Annotated in this window: 19 protein-coding genes; 11 read left to right on the forward strand and 8 right to left on the reverse strand. The window is 64.4% G+C overall.

Features of this window, described 5'->3' with window-relative positions; all coding sequences use genetic code 11:
• Nucleotides 1–17: 17 nt before the first annotated feature.
• The gene (gene katG / locus ACFDR6_RS05500; protein ID WP_375857688.1) at nucleotides 18–2,186 is read right to left on the reverse strand and encodes a catalase/peroxidase HPI; all 2,169 of its coding nucleotides are present in this window, start codon (nucleotides 2,184–2,186) and stop codon (nucleotides 18–20) included.
• 114 nt (nucleotides 2,187–2,300) lie between these two features.
• Between katG and ACFDR6_RS05505 the strand changes: the two genes are divergently transcribed.
• The 4 genes from ACFDR6_RS05505 to ACFDR6_RS05520 all read left to right on the forward strand — a co-directional run bounded on the left by ACFDR6_RS05505 (nucleotide 2,301) and on the right by ACFDR6_RS05520 (nucleotide 5,331).
• Nucleotides 2,301–3,227, forward strand: coding sequence for a hydrogen peroxide-inducible genes activator (locus ACFDR6_RS05505; protein ID WP_212083397.1), 927 nt, complete (start codon nucleotides 2,301–2,303; stop codon nucleotides 3,225–3,227).
• A gap of 7 nt (nucleotides 3,228–3,234) precedes the next feature.
• Nucleotides 3,235–3,690 (forward strand): GNAT family N-acetyltransferase, encoded by a 456-nt coding sequence (locus tag ACFDR6_RS05510; protein ID WP_212083395.1) that lies wholly within the window; start codon nucleotides 3,235–3,237, stop codon nucleotides 3,688–3,690.
• Nucleotides 3,672–4,601, forward strand: coding sequence for a hypothetical protein (locus ACFDR6_RS05515; RefSeq protein ID WP_317241670.1), 930 nt, complete (start codon nucleotides 3,672–3,674; stop codon nucleotides 4,599–4,601). The genes ACFDR6_RS05510 and ACFDR6_RS05515 overlap by 19 nt, the downstream gene beginning before the upstream one ends.
• Before the next feature lie 133 nt (nucleotides 4,602–4,734).
• Nucleotides 4,735–5,331: a glutathione S-transferase family protein gene (locus ACFDR6_RS05520; RefSeq protein WP_375857689.1), complete on the forward strand. Its 597-nt coding sequence runs from the start codon at nucleotides 4,735–4,737 to the stop codon at nucleotides 5,329–5,331.
• 117 nt (nucleotides 5,332–5,448) lie between these two features.
• Here ACFDR6_RS05520 and fabI read toward each other — a convergent pair whose 3' ends face one another.
• The 3 genes from fabI to fabA all read right to left on the reverse strand — a co-directional run bounded on the left by fabI (nucleotide 5,449) and on the right by fabA (nucleotide 8,180).
• The gene (gene fabI / locus ACFDR6_RS05525; protein ID WP_212084582.1) at nucleotides 5,449–6,246 is read right to left on the reverse strand and encodes an enoyl-ACP reductase FabI; all 798 of its coding nucleotides are present in this window, start codon (nucleotides 6,244–6,246) and stop codon (nucleotides 5,449–5,451) included.
• A gap of 134 nt (nucleotides 6,247–6,380) precedes the next feature.
• The gene (gene fabB / locus ACFDR6_RS05530; RefSeq protein ID WP_375857690.1) at nucleotides 6,381–7,604 is read right to left on the reverse strand and encodes a beta-ketoacyl-ACP synthase I; all 1,224 of its coding nucleotides are present in this window, start codon (nucleotides 7,602–7,604) and stop codon (nucleotides 6,381–6,383) included.
• A gap of 54 nt (nucleotides 7,605–7,658) precedes the next feature.
• Nucleotides 7,659–8,180 (reverse strand): bifunctional 3-hydroxydecanoyl-ACP dehydratase/trans-2-decenoyl-ACP isomerase, encoded by a 522-nt coding sequence (gene fabA / locus ACFDR6_RS05535; RefSeq protein WP_212084580.1) that lies wholly within the window; start codon nucleotides 8,178–8,180, stop codon nucleotides 7,659–7,661.
• A 353-nt stretch (nucleotides 8,181–8,533) separates the two neighbouring features.
• Between fabA and irrA the strand changes: the two genes are divergently transcribed.
• Nucleotides 8,534–9,025, forward strand: coding sequence for an iron response transcriptional regulator IrrA (gene irrA, locus ACFDR6_RS05540; RefSeq protein ID WP_212083389.1), 492 nt, complete (start codon nucleotides 8,534–8,536; stop codon nucleotides 9,023–9,025).
• Nucleotides 9,026–9,175: 150 nt separating this feature from the next.
• Here the strand turns inward: irrA and ACFDR6_RS05545 are convergent, their stop codons facing one another.
• Nucleotides 9,176–9,706: an SH3 domain-containing protein gene (locus tag ACFDR6_RS05545; RefSeq protein ID WP_212083387.1), complete on the reverse strand. Its 531-nt coding sequence runs from the start codon at nucleotides 9,704–9,706 to the stop codon at nucleotides 9,176–9,178.
• Between the two features lie 323 nt (nucleotides 9,707–10,029).
• Here ACFDR6_RS05545 and ACFDR6_RS05550 point away from each other — a divergent pair, with 323 nt between their 5' ends.
• Complete coding sequence (locus tag ACFDR6_RS05550) at nucleotides 10,030–11,031, forward strand: 2-hydroxyacid dehydrogenase (protein WP_212083385.1); 1,002 nt, start codon at nucleotides 10,030–10,032, stop codon at nucleotides 11,029–11,031.
• Nucleotides 11,032–11,034: 3 nt separating this feature from the next.
• On the opposite strand, the gene ACFDR6_RS05555 is transcribed toward ACFDR6_RS05550, so the two are convergent.
• Nucleotides 11,035–11,946 carry a LysR family transcriptional regulator gene (locus tag ACFDR6_RS05555; protein ID WP_375857691.1) on the reverse strand — a complete coding sequence of 304 codons (912 nt, stop codon included), beginning with the start codon at nucleotides 11,944–11,946 and terminating at the stop codon, nucleotides 11,035–11,037.
• A gap of 115 nt (nucleotides 11,947–12,061) precedes the next feature.
• Between ACFDR6_RS05555 and ACFDR6_RS05560 the strand changes: the two genes are divergently transcribed.
• Nucleotides 12,062–13,069, forward strand: a complete 1,008-nt coding sequence (locus ACFDR6_RS05560; RefSeq protein ID WP_375857692.1) for an aldo/keto reductase — start codon at nucleotides 12,062–12,064, stop codon at nucleotides 13,067–13,069.
• 6 nt (nucleotides 13,070–13,075) lie between these two features.
• On the opposite strand, the gene ACFDR6_RS05565 is transcribed toward ACFDR6_RS05560, so the two are convergent.
• Nucleotides 13,076–13,879, reverse strand: coding sequence for a HesA/MoeB/ThiF family protein (locus ACFDR6_RS05565; protein WP_375857693.1), 804 nt, complete (start codon nucleotides 13,877–13,879; stop codon nucleotides 13,076–13,078).
• A 90-nt stretch (nucleotides 13,880–13,969) separates the two neighbouring features.
• Here ACFDR6_RS05565 and ACFDR6_RS05570 point away from each other — a divergent pair, with 90 nt between their 5' ends.
• Together ACFDR6_RS05570 and ACFDR6_RS05575 are read left to right on the forward strand one after the other, a co-directional pair.
• Nucleotides 13,970–15,328, forward strand: a complete 1,359-nt coding sequence (locus ACFDR6_RS05570; RefSeq protein ID WP_375857694.1) for a serine protease — start codon at nucleotides 13,970–13,972, stop codon at nucleotides 15,326–15,328.
• A 230-nt stretch (nucleotides 15,329–15,558) separates the two neighbouring features.
• On the forward strand, nucleotides 15,559–16,302 hold the full coding sequence (locus ACFDR6_RS05575) for a nucleotide-binding protein (RefSeq protein WP_375857695.1): 744 nt from the start codon (nucleotides 15,559–15,561) through the stop codon (nucleotides 16,300–16,302).
• A gap of 193 nt (nucleotides 16,303–16,495) precedes the next feature.
• On the opposite strand, the gene mutM is transcribed toward ACFDR6_RS05575, so the two are convergent.
• Complete coding sequence (gene mutM / locus ACFDR6_RS05580; protein ID WP_375857696.1) at nucleotides 16,496–17,377, reverse strand: bifunctional DNA-formamidopyrimidine glycosylase/DNA-(apurinic or apyrimidinic site) lyase; 882 nt, start codon at nucleotides 17,375–17,377, stop codon at nucleotides 16,496–16,498.
• A gap of 81 nt (nucleotides 17,378–17,458) precedes the next feature.
• Between mutM and ubiE the strand changes: the two genes are divergently transcribed.
• Complete coding sequence (ubiE, locus tag ACFDR6_RS05585; RefSeq protein WP_375857697.1) at nucleotides 17,459–18,220, forward strand: bifunctional demethylmenaquinone methyltransferase/2-methoxy-6-polyprenyl-1,4-benzoquinol methylase UbiE; 762 nt, start codon at nucleotides 17,459–17,461, stop codon at nucleotides 18,218–18,220.
• Nucleotides 18,217–19,791: a 2-polyprenylphenol 6-hydroxylase gene (ubiB, locus tag ACFDR6_RS05590; RefSeq protein WP_212083371.1), complete on the forward strand. Its 1,575-nt coding sequence runs from the start codon at nucleotides 18,217–18,219 to the stop codon at nucleotides 19,789–19,791. The genes ubiE and ubiB overlap by 4 nt, the downstream gene beginning before the upstream one ends.
• The last annotated feature ends 33 nt before the right edge of the window (nucleotides 19,792–19,824 follow it).

Consider the following 19,824-nt stretch of genomic DNA (forward strand, 5'->3'; position numbering starts at 1 on the left):
TCACTTGCTGATGAGGATCACTTGCGCACGATGTCGTAGCGGTCGAGGTTCATCACCTTGGTCCAGGCCTTGGCGAAGTCCTTCACGAACTGCTCCTTGGAATCGGACGTGGCGTAGACTTCGGCATAGGCGCGGAGCTGCGAGTGCGCCCCGAAGATCAGGTCGACGCGCGTGCCGGTCCACTTCACCGCGTTGGTCTTGCGGTCGCGGGCCTCATAGGTACCGTCAGCCGCCGGAGTCCACTGCGCCCCCATGTCGAGCAGATTGACGAAGAAATCGTTGCTCAGCGTGCCCACCTTCGACGTGAAGACACCGTGCTTCGAACCGTTCGCGTTGGCACCGAGCACGCGCAGGCCGCCGACCAGCGCCGTCATCTCGGGGCCGGTGAGCCTCAGGAGCTGCGCACGATCGACCAGCGCCTCTTCCTGCTGCAGGAACTGATGCTTCTTGCCGACATAGTTGCGGAAACCATCAGCCCGCGGCTCGAGCGGCGCGAAGGAGGCCACATCGGTCTGCTCCTGGGAGGCATCCATGCGGCCCGGCGTGAAAGCAACCTTCACGTCGACGCCGGCATCCTTCGCAGCCTTCTCGACCGCAGCGGTGCCGCCGAGGACGATGAGGTCCGCGAGCGAGACCTTCTTGGCGCCGGACGATGCGTTGAAGTCCTTCTGAATCGCTTCGAGCTTGCCGAGCACCTTGGAGAGCTGAGCCGGCTCGTTGACCTCCCAATCCTTCTGCGGGGCAAGGCGAATGCGCGCGCCATTGGCGCCGCCACGCTTGTCCGAGCCACGGAACGTCGAGGCCGACGCCCAGGCGGTCGAGACCAGCTCGGACACCGAAAGGCCCGAAGCCAGGATCTTGGTCTTCAGCGCAGCGATATCCTGATCGCTGACCAGCTCGTGATTCACGGCCGGGATCGGATCCTGCCAGATCAGCGTCTCCTTCGGCACCAGCGGGCCGAGATAGCGCTGGATTGGACCCATGTCGCGATGGGTGAGCTTGAACCAGGCGCGGGCAAAAGCGTCCGCGAACTGGTCGGGGTTTTCGAGGAAGCGGCGCGAGATCTTCTCGTAGGCCGGGTCGAAGCGCAGCGAGAGGTCGGTCGTCAGCATCGTCGGCCGATGCTTCTTCGACTTGTCGAAGGCGTCGGGGATGATCGCGTCGGCGCCCTTCGCAGTCCACTGGTTCGCGCCGCCCGGGCTCTTGGTCAGCTCCCATTCGAAATTGAAGAGGTTCTCGAAGAAGTTGTTGCTCCACTTCGTCGGCGTCTTGGTCCACGTCACCTCGAGACCGCTGGTGATGGCATCACCCGAGTGACCAGATGCGTGCTTGCTCTTCCAGCCGAGGCCCTGGTCTTCCAGCGCGCCCGCTTCCGGCTCCGGACCGACCAGCGAAGGGTCGCCCGCGCCGTGAGTCTTGCCGAAGCTGTGACCGCCGGCGATCAGCGCGACGGTTTCCTCGTCGTTCATCGCCATGCGGGCGAAGGTCTCGCGGATGTCCTTGGCCGCGGCGACAGGATCGGGCTTGCCGTTCGGGCCTTCCGGATTGACGTAGATGAGGCCCATCTGCACCGCGCCGAGCGGCTCGGCGAGCTGACGTTCGCCGCTGTAGCGCTCATCGCCGAGCCAGGTGCCTTCGGGACCCCAATACAGCTCTTCGGGCTCCCACACGTCGGCGCGGCCGCCGGCGAAGCCGAAGGTCTTGAAGCCCATCGATTCCAGCGCGACGTTGCCGGCCAGCACCATCAAATCGGCCCACGAGATCTTGCGGCCGTATTTCTGCTTGATCGGCCAGAGCAGACGGCGCGCCTTGTCGAGATTGGCATTGTCCGGCCAGCTGTTGAGCGGAGCGAAACGCTGCTGGCCCGCGCCGGCGCCGCCGCGGCCGTCGGTGGTGCGGTAGGTGCCCGCGCTGTGCCATGCCATGCGGATCATCAGGCCGCCATAGTGTCCGAAGTCGGCGGGCCACCATTCCTGCGAATCCGTCATCAGGGCGGTGAGGTCCTTGATCACCGCGTTGAGATCGAGCGACTTGAACTCCTTAGCGTAATCGAAGTCCTCGCCCATCGGATCGGACTTGTCGGAATTCTTGTGCAGCATCTCGATGCTGAGCTGCGTCGGCCACCAGTCGCGGTTCGCCGGCACGCGTTTTCCACCCGAAAACGGGCACTTCGAAGTGTCGTCCATGAATACCTCCTCTGGTGGCGTCGAACTCGCGCCTTTGACCAGGTAGAACCACTCTAAGCGCCGCGTTCGATCAGGGGAAGTTGACTTTAATGATCGCTGCAATAAGATTTTCTGATGCTGAACGTGACGCTCCGCCAGCTCCGGTATTTCGATGCGCTGGCGCGTCATGGCCATTTCGGCCGCGCGGCCGAGGCCTGCTCCATCTCGCAGCCGGCCTTGTCGATGCAGATCAAGGAGTTGGAGGAGGCGCTGGGCGGGCTGCTGCTGGAGCGCAGCGCGCGCCAGGTGGCGCTGACCCGGTTCGGCGAGGAACTCGCGCAACGCGTCCGCGACATCCTCCGCTCGGTCGATGAGCTCGGCGACTTCGCCCGCGCCTCGCAGGACCGGTTTGCCGGCCGGCTGCGCATCGGCATGATCCCGACGATCGCGCCTTATCTCCTGCCCACGATCACCAAGAATCTCACGCGCCTGCATCCGGAGCTCGACATCCGGGTGCGCGAGACCATGACGCCGCGGCTGATCCAGGAACTGGTGGAGGGACGGCTCGACACCGCCATCGTGGCGCTGCCGGTGTCCGAGCCCTCGCTCACCGAGGTCGCCCTGTTCGAGGAAAAATTCCTGCTGGTCCGGCCGGGTGCGGACGAGGGAACGCCGGCACCTTCGCGCGAGATGATGCGCGAGATGCGGCTATTGCTGCTCGAGGAGGGCCACTGCTTCCGCGACCAGGCGCTGTCGTTCTGCAACATGCAATCGGCACCGCCGCGCGAGATGCTGGACGCCAACTCGCTGTCGACGCTGGTCCAGATGGTCAGCGCCGGCATCGGCGTGACGCTGATTCCGGAGATGGCGGTGCCGGTGGAGACGCGATCGGCCTCGGTCTCGCTTGCTCGCTTCCGCGACCCGCAACCATCCCGCACCATCGGCATGGTTTGGCGCAAGACCAGCCCGCTGGCCCGGCAGCTGCTGCAGATCTCCGAGGTGGTGTGCCTGTCGGCCGGCAAGGTGCGAGCGCGGCAATCCGTGCGCAGCCAGAGAGCCTAGCTTCCCGATGTCGCCTCCGGTCATCCGCCCCGCCCGCGCAGACGAGTACGACGAGGTCGGCCGCGTCTGGATGGAGAGTTGGGTCTCGACCGGGCTCGGCGAGGCCAGCGACTTCCTGCTGGCAAACCTGCGCGCGCGCGTCCGGCGCGAGATCGAGGGCGGCTGGAGCCTGTTCGTCGCCGACGATGGCGGCACCATCGCCGCCATGCTGGCACTGCATGTGCCGAAGCTTTATCTCGACATGCTTTTCGTCGCGCCCGCCTATCAGGGGCAATCGCTCGGACGGACGCTGCTCGCCTTCACCCGCACGCAAATGCCTGACGAGATGTACCTACGTTGCGTCCGCGAGAACGAAAAAGCCTGGCGCTGGTACGAGCGCGAAGGTTTCGTGTTCGAGAAGGAAGAGATCGAGCCGTCAAACGGATTCATGATGAAATATTATCGGTGGAGGCGGACGACATAGGTTGTGCTTGCGAACGCGTTCTACACGCCCTAGTTTGCAGGTCACGTCTCAGCAACTTGAATTCCCGAGTCATGTTACGCAGTTTCGCCGCCGCTGCCATCTTCGTGTCATCTTGCGCCACGACCGGGTGGTCCCAGTCCGCCTCTGCTCCACCCACTGCCGCAACTCCGGCGACGAGCAAGCCGACTGGCAAGAAGGCGGGGCCGAAGGCCAAACACTCGGCGGCGAACAAGCCGCAAGCGGTGGAAATCGGCCCCTGCAAGCTCGGCGTGATCTCGGTGATCGGCGAACGCTACTCCGTCCAGAAATTCGGGCTGACCATCTTCGAGAACGAGGAGACCGAAGTTGCCATCGACTGGGGTCTTGACGATCTCGTGTTTGCACGGGTGAAAGCCGCAACGGGTAACGATCCCGGTGTTCGCAGGATCAGCTATCCCAAGGGAGCCTTCGAACCCTTCTACAATCCGAAATCGCGATTCATTCCCGATCCCAGCGAACGCCTGCCAGCGATCGTGCGCGGCATCACGCCGAACGCGAGCTGCGATCGATATCTGGTTGCGACCACGTACAAGGGAGAATTACCGGGCAGCCGCCTGATGCTGAATGGTATCGGCACGTTCAATCAAGGTCTCGGAAATCTGATCCGGCATTCGCATTTGTTCGCCAACATCTCCATCAACCTGATCGACGGTAGAAGCTATGAGCAGATCGACCGTCCGTTCGTGAATTTCGGCGTCAACCTCGCAGCGAGCATGCGGTTGACGGAGGATCCACTCACCAAGCTCGACAACGATCATTTCCCCAATCCGCCCGCGACGGCTTCGAGCAGCGCAGTTCTGCGTGAGAGAACACGAGCGCTCGTGACCAACAGGCTCGATCGGGGACTCCCCGGCTATCTGCAGCAAGAGTGACAGCCACTCATTCGGGTTGACCAAGATATTGCGCGCCGAACACGGCCTCCTTCCCATGCGTAGTGAGTTGCGAATTCCAACCAGACACGCGATGAACTAGACTTGGTCTCCCGCACACTGGAAGGTCCGCGCCATGATCAAGCTCTATTGGTCGCCCCGCTCGCGCTCGTTCACGACACTCTGGCCGATGGAGGAGAGCGGCCTGCCCTATGAGCGGGTGCTGACGGACATCTCGACCGGCGCACAGAAGGCGCCGGATTATTTGAAGATCAATCCGATGGGCAAGGTGCCGGCGCTGACCGACGGCGATGCCGCACTCGGCGAGGCCGCGGCGATCTGTGCCTACATTGCCGACCGCTATCCGGAGACGAAGCTCGCGCCAGGGGTGACCGATCCGCGCCGCGCGCGCTATCTGCAATGGCTGTTCTTTTCGCCCGGCTGCATCGAGCCCGCCATCATCCAGATCTTCACCAAGATCGAGATCCCGACCTCGACCGCGGCCTGGGGCAGCGCGACGCAGGTCTTCGACGTGCTGGAAGCTGCGCTCGCCAAGGGACCGTGGATTTTAGGCGAGGACTTTTCGGCCGCCGACATCACGATCGGCTCGGGCCTGAATTTCGCGGTGCGGCAGTTCAAGATGGTGCCGTCGCGCCCGGCGTTCGATGCCTATCTCGCGCGTTGCACAGCGCGGCTGGCCTTCCAGCGCGCGGAGAAGTTCGCGGCGGGGTGAGGCTGCTCTCGTAGGCGCGCAAGGGCGCCTTCGCCGTGCCCACGATCTGCAATCATTGAGAGACGATGGGCACGTCGCTCACGCTCCTTTGCCCACCCTACGGAATCTGCGAACGTTTCAGTCCGCCTTCAGATCGTCCGGCCGCGGCATCAGCACGATGTTGTAGCCGGAATCGACGTAGTGGATCTCGCCGGTGACGCCGCCGGACAGATCCGACAGCAGGTACAGCGCGGAGCCGCCGAGATCGTCGAGCGTGACGCCGCGGCGGAGAGGCGAATGCTTCTGCATGAAGGCGAACATCGCACGCGCCTCGCCAATGCCCGAACCGGCGAGCGTGCGGATGGGACCTGCGGAGATCGCGTTGACACGGATGCCGCGCGGTCCGAAATCGGAGGCGAGATAGCGCACGGAGGCTTCCAGCGCCGCCTTGGCCACGCCCATCACATTGTAGTTCGGCATCGCGCGCTCCGAGGCGCCGAAGGTCAGCGTGACCATGCTGCCGCCCTCCGTCATCAGCTCTGCGGCGCGCTTTGCGATTTCCGTGAACGAGAAGCAGGAGATCACCATCGTGCGCGAAAAATTCTCGCGGCTGGTGTCGGCGTAGCGGCCCTTCAGCTCGTTCTTGTCGGCAAAGCCGATGGCGTGGATGACGAAATCGAGCTTGCCCCATTTTTCGCGGAGCACATCGAAGGTGGCATCGACGCTGGCGATGTCCTCGACGTCGCAAGGCAGCACCAGATCGACCCCGAGCTGCTCGGCCAGCGGCTTGACGCGCTTGCCCAGGGCCTCGCCCTGGAAGGTGAAGGCGAGCTCGGCCCCGTGAGCATGCAGCGTCTTCGCCATGCCCCAGGCGATCGAGTGATCATTGGCGATGCCCATGATCAGACCGCGCTTGCCCTTCATCAAACCTTCCATCTCGCGATTACCTTCCGTTTTCGTCACGCCCGGCTTGTCCCGGGCATCAGCACTTCCAACACCGGGGCCAAGACGTGGATGGCCGGGACAAGCCCGGCCATGACGAGAAAATCAACCGTCCGCCAACAATGGCGTTACGCATCCAGCCGGCTGAATACCAGCGTGGCGTTGGTGCCGCCGAAGCCGAAGGAGTTCGACAGCACGGTGCCGATCTTGACGTTGTCGATGCGCTTGCGCACGATCGGCATGTCGGCGAAAACGGGATCGAGCTCCTGGATGTGCGCGCTCTCGCAGATGAAGCCGTTGTTCATCATCAGCAGCGAATAGATCGCTTCCTGCACGCCGGTGGCACCCAGCGAGTGGCCGGTCAGCGCCTTTGTGGCAGAGATCGGCGGGCACTTCTCGCCGGTGCCGAACACCTTTCGCAGCGCCTCGATCTCCGGGGGATCTCCGGCCGGCGTCGAGGTCGCGTGGGGATTGATGTAGTCCACCTTGGTCTTCACCGTCGACATCGCCATGCGCATGCAGCGCTCGGCGCCTTCACCCGATGGCGCGACCATGTCGTAGCCGTCCGACGTCGCGCCATAGCCGACGATCTCGCCGTAAATGCGGGCGCCGCGCGCCTTGGCATGCTCGAGCTCTTCCAGCACCAGCACGCCGGCGCCGCCGGCGATGACGAAGCCGTCGCGGTTGACGTCGTAGGGGCGCGAGGCCGTGGCAGGCGTGTCGTTGTACTTCGAGGACATCGCGCCCATGGCATCGAACAACACGGACAGCGACCAGTCCAGTTCTTCGCAGCCACCGGCGAAGATGACGTCCTGCTTGCCGATCTGGATCGTCTCATAGGCATTGCCGACGCAATGATTCGACGTCGCGCAGGCCGAGGAGATCGAGTAATTCACGCCCTTGATCTTGAACCAGGTCGCAAGCGTCGCGGAGGCCGTGGACGACATCGCCTTCGGCACTGCAAACGGTCCGACGCGCTTCGGTCCCTTGGTGCGGGTGATGTCGGCGGCTTCGACGATGGTGCGGGCGGACGGGCCGCCGGAGCCCATGATGATGCCGGTGCGGATGTTGGAGATTTCGTCGGGCGACAGACCCGCGTCCTGAATCGCCTGCTCCATCGCGATATGATTCCACGCCGCGCCCTGACCGAGGAAACGCATGGCGCGGCGGTCGACCACCGTCGCGGGATCGAGCGTCGGCGCACCTTGCACCTGCGAACGAAAGCCGAGCTCGGCATATTTCTCAGCCCGAGAAATGCCCGACTTCGCCTCGTGAAGGCTCGCAAGCACTTCCTGGGTGTTGTTTCCGATCGACGAGACGATGCCCATCCCGGTGACCACAACCCGCCTCATGACAGCCTCGCCCTGCTCGTTGTCTTCTTGCTCGTTCTCTTCGTGATGATGCGCTCAGCCCAGGCTCGTGCCCTGCTTGAACAGGCCGACCTTCAGGTCCTTGGCGCGATAGATAATCTGCTCGTCGACCGAAAGCCATCCGTCGGCGATCCCGAGCACCAGCTTTGAACGCATCACGCGCTTGATATCGACGTTGTACACAACCTTGCTGGCCTCGGGCAGCACCTGGCCGCTGAACTTTAATTCGTTCAGACCAAGCGCACGCCCGCGACCTTCGCCCCCGGTCCAACCCAGATAGAAGCCGACCATTTGCCACAGCGCGTCGAGGCCGAGGCAGCCGGGCATCACGGGATCGTTCTTGAAGTGACAGCCGAAGAACCAGAGATCGGGCTTCACGTCGAGCTCGGCGCGCACCACGCCCTTGCCGAACTCCCCGCCGGTCTCGCTGATTTCCGTGATGCGATCGAACATCAGCATCGGTGGCAGCGGCAGCTGGGCATTGCCCGGGCCGAACATCTCGCCGCGGGCACAGGCCAGCAGATCTTCGTATTCGTAACCGTTGCGCCTGTTCAGCATGCACGAGCCTCTGTTTGAATTCCGATTGAGCGGCGTTTCTTGGCGAAAATGGGTCCGGTCTCGATCGGAGAGCAACGCCAATTGCCACCGTCAGGCGCGGCTCCCGCATGTCCCGGATGGACTGCCGACCAGGCCTCCATGCCCGGCTGCGCCAAAATCGGCTAAGCGGAACCGCGCGCTCTCTAACACAGGCCATTTCGAGTGGCAAAGCGGATCCATGAAGGTAAAGTGACGCGATCCCGGCCCGGTTCCAAGTCTGATTAGAACCCCTCTAGTTGCGAGAAACTTGCATCTGCATCTTTCTGTTCTTATATTGCAGATAGATAATGTTCACGCGTGCCCGAAATCTGGAAATGAGCGAGAATACAGCGCCCCGTCACGACGATGACGTCCATTCTGCAGCCCTGCTGTCCGGCCGCCACCCGGCTTTGACCGGCTGCCCTTGGCACGACGTCAACGAAATGCTCCAGTCCGCCGGGCTCCGTCCGACGCGCCAGCGCATGGCGCTCGGCTGGCTGTTGTTCGGCAAGGGTGCTCGCCACCTCACGGCTGAAATGCTTTACGAGGAAGCGACTCTGGCCAAGGTCCCGGTGTCGTTGGCGACCGTCTACAACACGCTGAACCAGCTCACCGATGCCGGCCTGCTCCGTCAGGTCAGCGTCGACGGCACCAAGACCTATTTCGACACCAACGTCACCACCCACCATCACTACTACCTCGAGAACAGCCATGAGCTGGTCGACATCGAGGATCCGCATCTGGCGCTGTCCAAGATGCCGGAGGTGCCGGAGGGTTACGAGATCGCGCGTATCGACATGGTCGTGCGCCTGCGCAAGAAGCGCTGAGATCAATCCAAGCTGTTACCGTCATGGCCGGGCTTGTCCCGGCCATTGTCGTTTTACGCCGACATTCCGGGATGGTGCGCAGCACCAGACCCGGAATGTCGAGATCCCGGCTTCGATGCTAGGCATCGCCCCGGGATGACGCCTCCGGCGTCAATTCACCTGCTCGTCCGAATACACGCCCCAGAGGCGCTCCTGCTGGATCCAACCGTCAAAGCCGTTGCCGGTGACGCGGCACCAGTTTGCGGTGCACTTCTTCACCTGCGTGACGACGCCGGCCTGGAGCTTTGCTGCAACGGCGCTGTCGGGATCGGCGCGATCGTAGATCGGGGCGAGTTCGTCCTTGTGCTTCATGGTGACGACCGCGGTGCGGCGGCCCGACAGCAGCGAGTGATAGACCCAGCCCTCGGCGCCCTCGGAATCGCGCACCCGGCGCCAATTCTCGAACTCGGCGGTGATTTCGACCGGCAGGCCGGCGCGGGTGTAGACCCAGGCCACGTCATTGTCCTTGGTCGGGCCGGCGCGAACATTGACGTGGTCCGATTTGAGGCTGACGTAACGCGGCACCGGCAGGCCGCTGGCGCTCTGTGGGATGTTATCCTTGGCCGAATGCGCGGGGCCGACCGAGGCGCTCCACCAGGTGCAGACAAGCGCCATCACCGAACAAAAACGCCCCAACGCCATCAACCCGTCTCCTGTCGAGGACCCGGCCTTGCCGGACCCTCACCCAAAATTCCAAACCCTGCCGCGTACATCCCGACCCGCCCCACGCGGGTGTTCCCCAGGCCCGGCCCGTGGTTCTTGTCTTGGCCCGGCCTTCTGCTAGAGAGGACGGGCACTTGAACAACCAGTTTGCCCCGATTTTCCGGCCGGAAATCTCGGGAGAGCTTGGAGGAAACGCCGGGGACGGACACGGCAAGGGCAGTGTCGAACAACCGGGTTAATGAGGCCTCAACGGCCGGCCTTTGGCGACAGAGGCGGCCTGCGACGCCTCATGAGAGCAGGACATGTCGGTGAAGAAAAAGCCCCTCGTCGTGGTGACGCGCAAGCTGCCGGATTCGATCGAGACGCGGATGCGCGAATTGTTCGACGCGCGCATCAATCTCGAGGACACGCCGATGTCCACCGAGCAGATCGCGGAAGCCGCGCGCACCGCGGACGTGCTGGTTCCGACGGTCACCGACCATATCAGCGCCGAGATCGTCAATCAGCCGGACTGCAAGCTGCGGCTGATTGCGAACTTCGGCAACGGCGTCGACAATATCGACGTCGAAGCCGCGCACGCCCGCGGCATCACCGTCACCAACACGCCGAAAGTCCTGACCGAGGATACCGCCGACATGACCATGGCGCTGATCCTCGCCGTGCCCAGGCGGATGATCGAAGGCGCCTCGATCCTGACGGAGGGAAAACCCTGGGCGGGCTGGTCGCCGACCTGGATGCTCGGTCACCGCATCGGCGGCAAGCGGCTCGGCATCATCGGCATGGGCCGCATCGGCCAGGCGGTCGCGCGCCGCGCCCGCGCCTTCGGCCTGCAGATCCACTATCACAACCGCCGTCCCGTCGCGCCCGTCATCGCCGAGGAGCTTGGCGCGACCTATTGGGAAAGCCTCGACCAGATGCTGGCGCGGATGGACATCATCTCGGTGAACTGTCCGCATACGCCGGCGACCTATCATTTGCTCTCGGCGCGCAGGCTGAAGCTGATCCGGAAAGACGCCTATATCGTCAACACCGCGCGCGGCGAGGTCACCGACGAGGACACGCTGATCAAGCTAATCGAAGGCGGCGAGATCGGCGGCGCCGGGCTCGACGTCTACGAGCACGAGCCCGCGGTCAACCCGAAGCTGGTGCGGCTCGCCAAGGCCGGCAAGGTGACGCTGCTGCCGCACATGGGCTCGGCCACCATCGAAGGCCGCGTCGAGATGGGCGAGAAGGTGATCATCAACATCCGCACCTTCCTCGACGCGCACAAGCCGCCGGATCGCGTGCTGCCGAGCATGCTCTGAAGCCTAGGTGCTTCGCGCTTCGCGCTTGCGCCAGTCCGCGACGAAATCGATGAAGGCCCGCAGTGCCGGCGGCACCTGACGGCGGCTCGGATAGTACAGGAACGGTCCCGGAAACGGCTCGCACCAATCCTCCATCAAGCTGACCAGCGCGCCGGATTTCAAAGCTTCGCGCACATATCCGTCCATCCTCGCCCAGACGCCGACGCCCTCCAGTGCAGCGCGCATGGCGAGGCTCATGTTGGTCGAGATCAGCTTGGCGGGCGGATCGACCTTCACGATCTGACCGGCCTTCTCGAACTCGAGATCGTGCATGACGCCGCTCGAATAGCGGGCGCGGATGCAATCGTGCTCCAGCAGATCCTTCGGGTGTTTCGGCCTGCCGCGGCGCGCCAGATAATCGGGCGATGCGACCACGACATAGTGCTGTGGGCCGCTCAGCGGGATCGCCACCATGTCCTGCGCAAGATGTTCGCCATAGCGCACGCCGGCGTCGTAACCGGCGCTGACGATGTCGACGAAACCGCTTTCGGAGACGATGTCGAGATCCACCTGCGGATGCTCGCGAAGGAACGGCCCAACCATCGGCGCCAGCACGAGGTCGACCGCCGGGGGCGGCCCATTGATGCGAAGACGCCCCGCGGCGACTTCGCGCAGGCCGCGGACCTGATCCAGGGCATCGCCGACATCCCGCAGCGCCGGCGCCACCCGCGACAGCAGCATTTCGCCCGCCTCCGTCAGCGCGACGCTGCGGGTGGTGCGGTTCATCAGGCGGACGCCAAGGCGCTCCTCCAGATCCCTCAGACGCTGGCTAAGGCTCGATACTGACACGCGAATGTCGACCGCCGCGCGCCGAAAATTGCGGGTGCGGGCAACCGCCAGGAAGACGTCGAGATCGCGCAAGTCAGGGTCGGCCATTGTTCGCTAATGTGAACAAGGCATTCCGAATTGTCCAGCTTATCGGTACAATGGAACAGGCGCATATCTGGCCTCGTCACGCGGCGCCGTCAGCCGCTTAATGAGGAGAGCCAACATGGAACAGCGCAAACTCGGTTCGACCGGCCCCATCGTTTCCGCCCTCGGGCTCGGCTGCATGGGCATGTCCGAGGTCTACGGCCATGCCGATCGCGATGAGGCCATCGCCACGGTGCAGGCGGCAATCGATGCCGGCATCACGCTCGTCGATACCGGCGATTTCTACGCCATGGGCCATAATGAGATGCTGGTCCGCGACGCGTTGAGGGTTGTGCCGCGGGACAAAGTGCAGCTCAGCGTCAAGTACGGTGCGCTGCGCGGCCCCGCCAGCGAATTCGGCGGCATGGACACAAGGCCGGCCGCGACCAAAAACTTCCTCGCCTATTCGCTGCAACGGCTCGGCACTGACTATCTCGACATTTACCGCCCGGCACGGCTCGATCCCAACGTGCCGATCGAGGAGACCATCGGCGGCCTCGCCGATCTCGTGAAGGCCGGCTACGTCAGGCATATCGGCCTGTCCGAGGTCGGCTCCGACACCATCCGCCGCGCGCACGCGGTGCACCCGATCGCCGATCTGCAGATCGAATATTCGCTGATCGAGCGCGGCATCGAACGCGACATCCTCAAGACTTGCCGCGAGCTCGGCATCGGCATCACGGCTTACGGCGTGCTCGCGCGCGGACTGATCAGCGGCCACTGGACCAGGGACAGCGGCAAGGCCGGCAGGGACTACCGGCTGATGACGCCGCGTTTCCAGGGCGCAAATCTCGACGCCAATCTCGCGCTGGTGGATTCGCTGCGTGCGATCGCAACCGAAATCGGCGCAACACCGGCACAGGTCGCGATTGCCTGGGTCGCGGCCCAGGGCAAGGAGATCGTACCGCTGGTCGGCGCGCGCACCCGCAACCGGCTCACCGAGGCGCTCGGCGCGGCCAAGGTCACCCTGACACAGGATCATCTTGTCGAACTGGGAAGAGCCTTCCCGCCGAACGTTGCGGCCGGCACGCGCTACGCCGCCGAGCAGATGGCGCATCTCGACAGCGAGAAGCCGGCGAGCAGATAAGGGCGCTCAGGTGCGATGGGCGCTGAGGTCCGTGACCACAGGCCCGTCGCCGTTGAGAGGGTTGGCCGGATCGCGCGAATAACGCAACGTCTCGAAGCGCATCGCGCGGGCATCGATCATCAGGAGGCGGCCGATGAGGCCGTCGCCGAAACCGACGATCTCGCGGATCGCTTCCAGCGCCATCATCGAGCCCAGCACGCCGGCGAGCGCACCCATGACGCCAGCCTCTGCGCAGGCCGGCACGGTGCCCGGCGGCGGTGCCTCCGGAAACAGGCAGCGATAGGTCGGGTTGAACTCGCCCTGCTCGTTCGCCTCGTGCGCACGGATCGTGGTCAGCGAGCCGTCGAAGGTGCCGAGCGCGGCGGTGATCAGCGGCTTCTTCGCGAAGAAGCAGGCGTCCGAGACCAGATAGCGCGTCGAGAAATTGTCGGAGCCGTCGAGCACGAGATCATAGTCGCCGATCAGACCCAGCGCGTTGTCGGCGTTCAGCCAGGTGGCGTGACCGACGAAGCGGACATGCGGATTGAGCGCCGCAATCCGCTCCGCGGCACTCTCGACCTTGTGCCGACCGATATCAGGCGTCGTGTGGATCACCTGACGCTGCAGGTTGGACAGCGACACCACGTCGTCGTCGACCACACCGAGCGTGCCGACACCGGCGGCAGCGAGATACATGAGAGCGGGCGCGCCGAGCCCGCCGGCGCCGATCACCAGCACCGAAGCCCGCTTCAGTGCAGCTTGGCCGGGACCGCCGACATCGCGCAGAACGATATGGCGGGCATAGCGTTCGAGTTCGTCCGGGCTCAGCACGTTCTCTTACTCCTGAACCACCCTAACATTGTTCGCGACCAACGAGATGTGCTTCAATGACATGCGTTCAATGGGCTGGCTGGATTTGTCATGAGATCGATGCTTGCGGCAACACTGATGTTTGCGGCCGCCACGGGCGCGCACGCCCAGATGACGGCGCCACAAATCCCCGGCTCCACTCCGAAAGCAGTTCAGACGGTTCCGGTCAAGCCTCCGGCAATGCAGACCCCGACGGCGACGGCCGACGCCATGGCAAGAGCAGAGCGGCTGTCGCTCCAGTCCGATCTCGCCTGGGTCGGCCAGTATAACGGCGCCATCACCGGCGACGTCAGCGACCGCATGGTCAACGCCATCAAGGAGTACCAGAAGGCCAAGGGCGGCAAGCCGACCGGCGCGCTCAACCCGCAGGAGCGGGCTGCGCTCGCCGATGCGGCACGCAAGAAGCAGGACAGTGTCGGCTGGAAGATCGTGACAGAACCGACCAGCGGCGCGCGGCTCGGCATTCCCGTCAAGCTGGTGCCGCAGCAGGCGAGCGACGCCAACGGATCAAAATGGACATCGCCGAACGGCACGGTGCAAGTGGTTCTCAGCCGCCGCAAGGAGGTGAACCCGACCTCGGCAAAGCTGGCCGATCTCGAGAAGGAGCCGTCCGGACGCAAGGTCGACTACACCGTGGTGAAGCCCGACTTCTTCGTGCTGTCGGGATTGCAGGGCCAGAAGAAATTCTACGTGCGCGGCTCCTTCAAGGGCGATGAAGTCCGCACCATGACGATTCTGTACGACCAGGCGACTGAAAACACGGTCGAGCCGGTCGTGATCGCGATGTCGAGCGCGTTCAATCCATTCCCGCTGGGACCGCAGGCCGGACCGCCGCCGCGCAAGACCGTCGAATACGGCACTGGAATTGTCGTTAGCGACGAGGGAGCGATCGTCACCGACCGTCTCCTCACCGACGGTTGCCTGGCAATCACGATCGGCGGCTACGGCAATGCCGATCGTGTCGCCGAGAGCAAGGAGCACGATCTCGCGCTCCTGCGCATCTACGGTGCGCGAGGCCTGAAGCCGCTCAGCCTCGCCGGCGGCGCGGCGAAGTCGAATGTCGACGTCGTCGGCATCGCCGATCCGCAGAGCCAGGGCGGCGCATCCGGCGCATCGAGCCTCAAGGCGGCTCTGGCGCCGCTGACAAGCAGCACTTCCGCACTGTCACCGCCGCCCGCCGTCGGATTCTCCGGCAGCCCGGCCATGGACGCCGACGGCAAGTTCGCCGGCATCGCGCTGCTGAAGCCGGCGATGCTCGCGGGACCCGCGACGTCAGGGCCAGCAACACAGGCCCTGATGGTTTCGGGTGAGTCCGTGCGCGATTTCCTCAAGGCGAAAGCCGTCGATGCAAACGGCACGTCGACCGATGCGACAGCGTCCGTCGTGCGCGTGATCTGCGTGCGGAAATAGGATCGCCGAGCACGGCCGTGAGGACCATCACACGTACGATTACGGGTCCGGTAATGGTACGGATTCGCTGGCATTCGCTATTCCGCCATCATTGCTACTGCTGATTCGGACTCCGCGATCCCCTTTGGATCGGGCCGGCACGTCCTGAGCGAGAAGAGCTCAGCATCGAGAGCGATGCACGTTCGCGTGGCGTATTCCTGACCCAGGCACTCCAAAGGATTGATCTTCAAATGCACACGATCGTACTGGCCACCCAAAAGGGTGGCAGCGGGAAGAGCACGCTCGCCATCGGCCTCGCGCTCGCTGCCAAGCAGGCCGGCTTCACCGTCCGCCTGATCGAGACCGACCCGCAGGGCACCCTGTCCAACTGGCAGCGCCGCCGCGCCAAGGATGATCTCGTCGTCGAGCCGATCTACCATGCTGCCGACATCGCGCCGCGCCTGAAGATGCTGGCCGACAGCGGCCTCCAGCTTGCGATCGTCGACACTGCCGCCGGCCTTAGCGCCGCGACCACCGCAGCGATCCGCCATTCCGATCTCTGCCTGATCCCGTCCCGCCCGAGCGTCGCCGACATCGAGGCGACCGTCTCGACGCTCAGCGTCGCGCGCGCCTGGAAGCGGCCCTTTGGCTTCGTGCTGAACCAGACGCCGATCCGCGGCCAGCGCATCGACAATGCCGCGGGCGCGCTCGGAGAGGAAGCTTCGCTCGATCTCGCCGAGGTGCTCGCGCGCCCGCTGATCGCGATGCGCAACGATCACCAGGACTCGCTCGCGAGCGGCCTTGCCGTCAGCGAATTCGCGCCCAACGGCAAGTCGGCAGACGAGATCCGTGGCCTCTGGCGTTGGGTGGAGACCCGGCTCGAGCTCACTGCGACAACCGGCGTCCTGATCGAGCAGGTGATGTCGGCCACGGACGGCATGCTGCATGCCGCCGCCGAGCTTTCGGTGGACGAGACCCCGACTCTGGCGTCCTGAGCGGGGCGATCGCTCAGACGGCAGTTGGCCTTCACCATCCGGAAAGGCCCCAGCGACGAAGCAATCCGGTCACCAGCCCGGCCGGATTGCTTCGCTTCGCGTTTTGGGAAGATCTATCTAACGTCGCTGCGCTCGAAACGACCCGCGGCTCGTTTCGACGACCCTCTCGGCCTTCGCAGTGCTCGCCTGATCCTCACTTCTGACACTTCGAGCACCAGAAGGTCGAGCGACCATTCTGCGTGAAGCGCTTGATCGTGCCGCCGCAGCGCGGCGTCGTGCACTTCTCACCTTCGCGGTCATAGACCTTGAAGGAGTGCTGGAAATAGCCGAGCTCGCCCGTGGTCTGTCGATGATCGCGCAATGACGAGCCGCCGGCCTTGATGGCATCATTGAGCACGGTGTGGATCGCGCCGACCAACCGCTTCGCGTGATCGGTCGGCTCACCCTTTTTGGTCGATAGTGTCGCAGCAACGCGCCGCGGCGACAGATGCGAGCGATGCAGGGCTTCGCAGACATAGATGTTGCCGAGCCCGGCGACCACGCGCTGGTCGAGCAGCGCCGCCTTCAGGCTCGTGAGCTTGCCTGCGCAGGACCGCGCCAGCATCGCGGCATCGAACTCGTTGCCGAGCGGCTCGGGGCCGAGCCCGCGGAGCAGCGGCTCTTCATCAAGCGCATTGCGCGCAATCACCTTCATGTAACCGAAACGGCGCGGATCGTTGAAGACGATGTCGGCGCCGGAGGACATCCGAAACAGCACGTGGTCGTGCGCGGAATCCTTGGCCTTCGGATAGTGAAACTCGCCAGGCACGGCGTCGTTGTCAGGCCTGATGACACGGAACGAGCCCGACATGCCCAGATGCATCAAGAGCACATCGCCGGAAGCGAGGTCCGCCATGAGATATTTTGCACGGCGGCCGAGGCCGGTGACGAGCTGCCCCTTGAGCCTGGCCACGAAGTCCGGCTGGAACGGAAAGCGCAGGTCCGGCCGGCGGGCCTCCGCGACCAGGATTTTCGCACCCTCCATGACCGGCTGAAGGCCACGGCGGACGGTCTCGACTTCGGGCAATTCAGGCATGGTCAGGCATTCACCTTATGAGGGCGGTGTGATAGCGCCATTGCGGCGGGCGCGCTATGGTCCGCCCAGTGGAGTAGAGTAATGGATCGGCCGGGCGAAACCACGCATTTTGGCTTCAGGGACGTCCCCCTCGGGGACAAGCAGACGCTGGTGAACGACGTGTTTCACAGCGTGGCGTCGCGCTATGATCTGATGAACGATCTGATGTCCGGTGGCCTGCACCGGGTCTGGAAGGACATCATGATCACGGCGCTCGACCCGCCGAGGGGCGGCCGGCCGTTCGCGTTGCTCGACGTGGCCGGCGGCACCGGGGACATCTCGTTCCGCGCCGCCAAGGCCGCAGGTGCAGGTTTCCATGCCACCGTCTGCGACATCAACACCGATATGCTCGCGGTCGGCCGCGAGCGCGCCGCGAAGCGCCATCTCGAAACCCGGGTCGATTTCGTCGAAGGCAATGCCGAATCGCTTGGCTTCGCCGACCGCAGCTTCGACGCATATACGATTGCTTTCGGCATCCGCAACGTGCCGCGGATCGACCTTGCGCTGAAGGAAGCCTATCGCGTGCTGAAGCCCGGCAGCCGCTTCCTCTGCCTGGAATTCTCCAGCGTCGAGATGCCGGGGCTCGATCGCCTTTATGACCTGTTCTCGTTCAAGGTGATCCCGCCGCTCGGCCGCATGATCACGGGCGACGCCGAGTCCTATCAGTATCTCGTCGAATCGATCCGCAAGTTTCCAAAACCCAACGCTTTCGCCGACATGATCCGCGACGCCGGCTTCGCCCGCGTCAGCTGGCAGACATTGTCCGGCGGCATCGTCGCTCTGCATTCGGGCTGGCGTTTGTGATCTCTGCCTTTACCCACATTGCGCGCCTGATCCGCGCCGCGTTCGTGTTTGCCCGCGAGGGCGTGTTCGGCTCGGTCGATCCGAGCCTGGTGCCGCCGCCGGGGCAGCTCGCGCTGAAGCTGGCGCGCCTCGTCGAACGCCGCGGCACCAAGCACGGCCCGCGGATCTCGCGGGCTCTTACCCGAATGGGCCCCGCCTATCTCAAGCTCGGACAGTTCCTTGCGACGCGCCCCGACGTGGTCGGCGTCATCATGGCGCGCGACCTCGAAAGCCTCCAGGACCGCCTGCCGCCGTTTCCGCAGGACGAAGCCGAGGCCGCCATCGCGACGTCGCTGGAGCGGCCGCTGAAGGACGTGTTCGTGAGCTTCGGGCCACCCGTCGCGGCTGCCTCGATCGCGCAGGTGCATCGCGGCGAGGTCTTGCACGACGGGATCCGTACGGCGATGGCGGTCAAGGTGCTCAGGCCGAACGTGGCCGCGCGCTTCCGCCGCGATCTCTCCGACTTCTTCTTCGTCGCACACAAGGCCGAGGCCTACTCGGCGGAAGCGCGGCGGCTGCGCCTCATCGAGGTCATCAACACCATGTCGCGCTCGGTCGCCATGGAGATGGACCTGCGACTGGAGGCGGCTGCGCTGTCGGAGATGGCGGAGAACACGCGCGACGACCCTGACTTCCGCGTGCCGACCGTCGACTGGGATCGCACCACGCACAACGTGTTGACGATGGAGTGGATCGACGGCATCGCGCTGAACGACCACAAGCGCCTGGAAGAGGCGCAGGTCGATTTGCCCGATCTCGGTCGCAAGGTGATCCAGAGCTTCCTGCGCCACGCGCTGCGCGACGGCTTCTTCCATGCCGACATGCATCCGGGCAATCTGTTCCTGGACGATGCCGGCCGTCTCGTCGCGGTCGATTTCGGCATCATGGGCCGGCTCGGCATGAAGGAGCGGCGCTTCCTCGCCGAAATCCTGCTCGGCTTCATCACCCGCGATTATCGCCGCGTCGCCGAGGTGCATTTTGAGGCGGGCTACGTGCCCGCGCATCATTCGGTCGAGAATTTCGCGCAAGCCATCCGCGCCATCGGCGAGCCGATTCACAACCGCACGGCCGAAGAGATCTCGATGGCGCGGCTGCTGACGCTACTGCTCGAAGTCACCGGCCTGTTCGACATGACGACGCGGCCCGAGCTGATCCTGCTGCAGAAGACCATGGTGGTGGTCGAAGGCGTGGCGCGCGGCTTCGATCCCAAGCTCGACATCTGGAAGATCGCCGACCCCGTGGTGCGCGAATGGATCGAGCGCAATCTCGGTCCGATCGGCCGGGTGCAGGGGGCCCTTGCGGGCACCGGGGACATCGCGCGCGTGCTGATGCGCCTGCCGGAGATCGCCGAGCGGTCGGTGAAGGTGCTGGAGCAGCTGGAAACCATGACGCGGGAGGGGATAAGGCTGTCCCCGGAGAGCATCGCCGCGATGGGACGCAGCGAGGGCCGCAAGACCCGCTGGCGCACCGTCGCGCTCTGGATCATCGCCGCGACTTTCATCGGCATCCTGATCGCCGTCCGGAATCTATGATTGCACTGCAATCATACAGATGATAGCATCGCT

This window comes from Bradyrhizobium tunisiense (assembly GCF_042263385.1).
Lineage (GTDB): Bacteria > Pseudomonadota > Alphaproteobacteria > Rhizobiales > Xanthobacteraceae > Bradyrhizobium > Bradyrhizobium tunisiense.

What these genes read in the sequence shown, in the direction of transcription:
- katG (WP_375857688.1), bottom strand. Translation starts at nt 2,186, where the DNA reads ATGGACGACACTTCGAAGTGCCCGTTTTCGGGTGGAAAACGCGTGCCG.
- ACFDR6_RS05505 (WP_212083397.1), top strand. Translation starts at nt 2,301, where the DNA reads ATGCTGAACGTGACGCTCCGCCAGCTCCGGTATTTCGATGCGCTGGCG.
- ACFDR6_RS05510 (WP_212083395.1), top strand. Translation starts at nt 3,235, where the DNA reads ATGTCGCCTCCGGTCATCCGCCCCGCCCGCGCAGACGAGTACGACGAG.
- ACFDR6_RS05520 (WP_375857689.1), top strand. Translation starts at nt 4,735, where the DNA reads ATGATCAAGCTCTATTGGTCGCCCCGCTCGCGCTCGTTCACGACACTC.
- fabI (WP_212084582.1), bottom strand. Translation starts at nt 6,246, where the DNA reads ATGGAAGGTTTGATGAAGGGCAAGCGCGGTCTGATCATGGGCATCGCC.
- fabB (WP_375857690.1), bottom strand. Translation starts at nt 7,604, where the DNA reads ATGAGGCGGGTTGTGGTCACCGGGATGGGCATCGTCTCGTCGATCGGA.
- fabA (WP_212084580.1), bottom strand. Translation starts at nt 8,180, where the DNA reads ATGCTGAACAGGCGCAACGGTTACGAATACGAAGATCTGCTGGCCTGT.
- irrA (WP_212083389.1), top strand. Translation starts at nt 8,534, where the DNA reads ATGAGCGAGAATACAGCGCCCCGTCACGACGATGACGTCCATTCTGCA.
- ACFDR6_RS05545 (WP_212083387.1), bottom strand. Translation starts at nt 9,706, where the DNA reads ATGGCGTTGGGGCGTTTTTGTTCGGTGATGGCGCTTGTCTGCACCTGG.
- ACFDR6_RS05550 (WP_212083385.1), top strand. Translation starts at nt 10,030, where the DNA reads ATGTCGGTGAAGAAAAAGCCCCTCGTCGTGGTGACGCGCAAGCTGCCG.
- ACFDR6_RS05555 (WP_375857691.1), bottom strand. Translation starts at nt 11,946, where the DNA reads ATGGCCGACCCTGACTTGCGCGATCTCGACGTCTTCCTGGCGGTTGCC.
- ACFDR6_RS05560 (WP_375857692.1), top strand. Translation starts at nt 12,062, where the DNA reads ATGGAACAGCGCAAACTCGGTTCGACCGGCCCCATCGTTTCCGCCCTC.
- ACFDR6_RS05570 (WP_375857694.1), top strand. Translation starts at nt 13,970, where the DNA reads ATGAGATCGATGCTTGCGGCAACACTGATGTTTGCGGCCGCCACGGGC.
- ACFDR6_RS05575 (WP_375857695.1), top strand. Translation starts at nt 15,559, where the DNA reads ATGCACACGATCGTACTGGCCACCCAAAAGGGTGGCAGCGGGAAGAGC.
- mutM (WP_375857696.1), bottom strand. Translation starts at nt 17,377, where the DNA reads ATGCCTGAATTGCCCGAAGTCGAGACCGTCCGCCGTGGCCTTCAGCCG.
- ubiE (WP_375857697.1), top strand. Translation starts at nt 17,459, where the DNA reads ATGGATCGGCCGGGCGAAACCACGCATTTTGGCTTCAGGGACGTCCCC.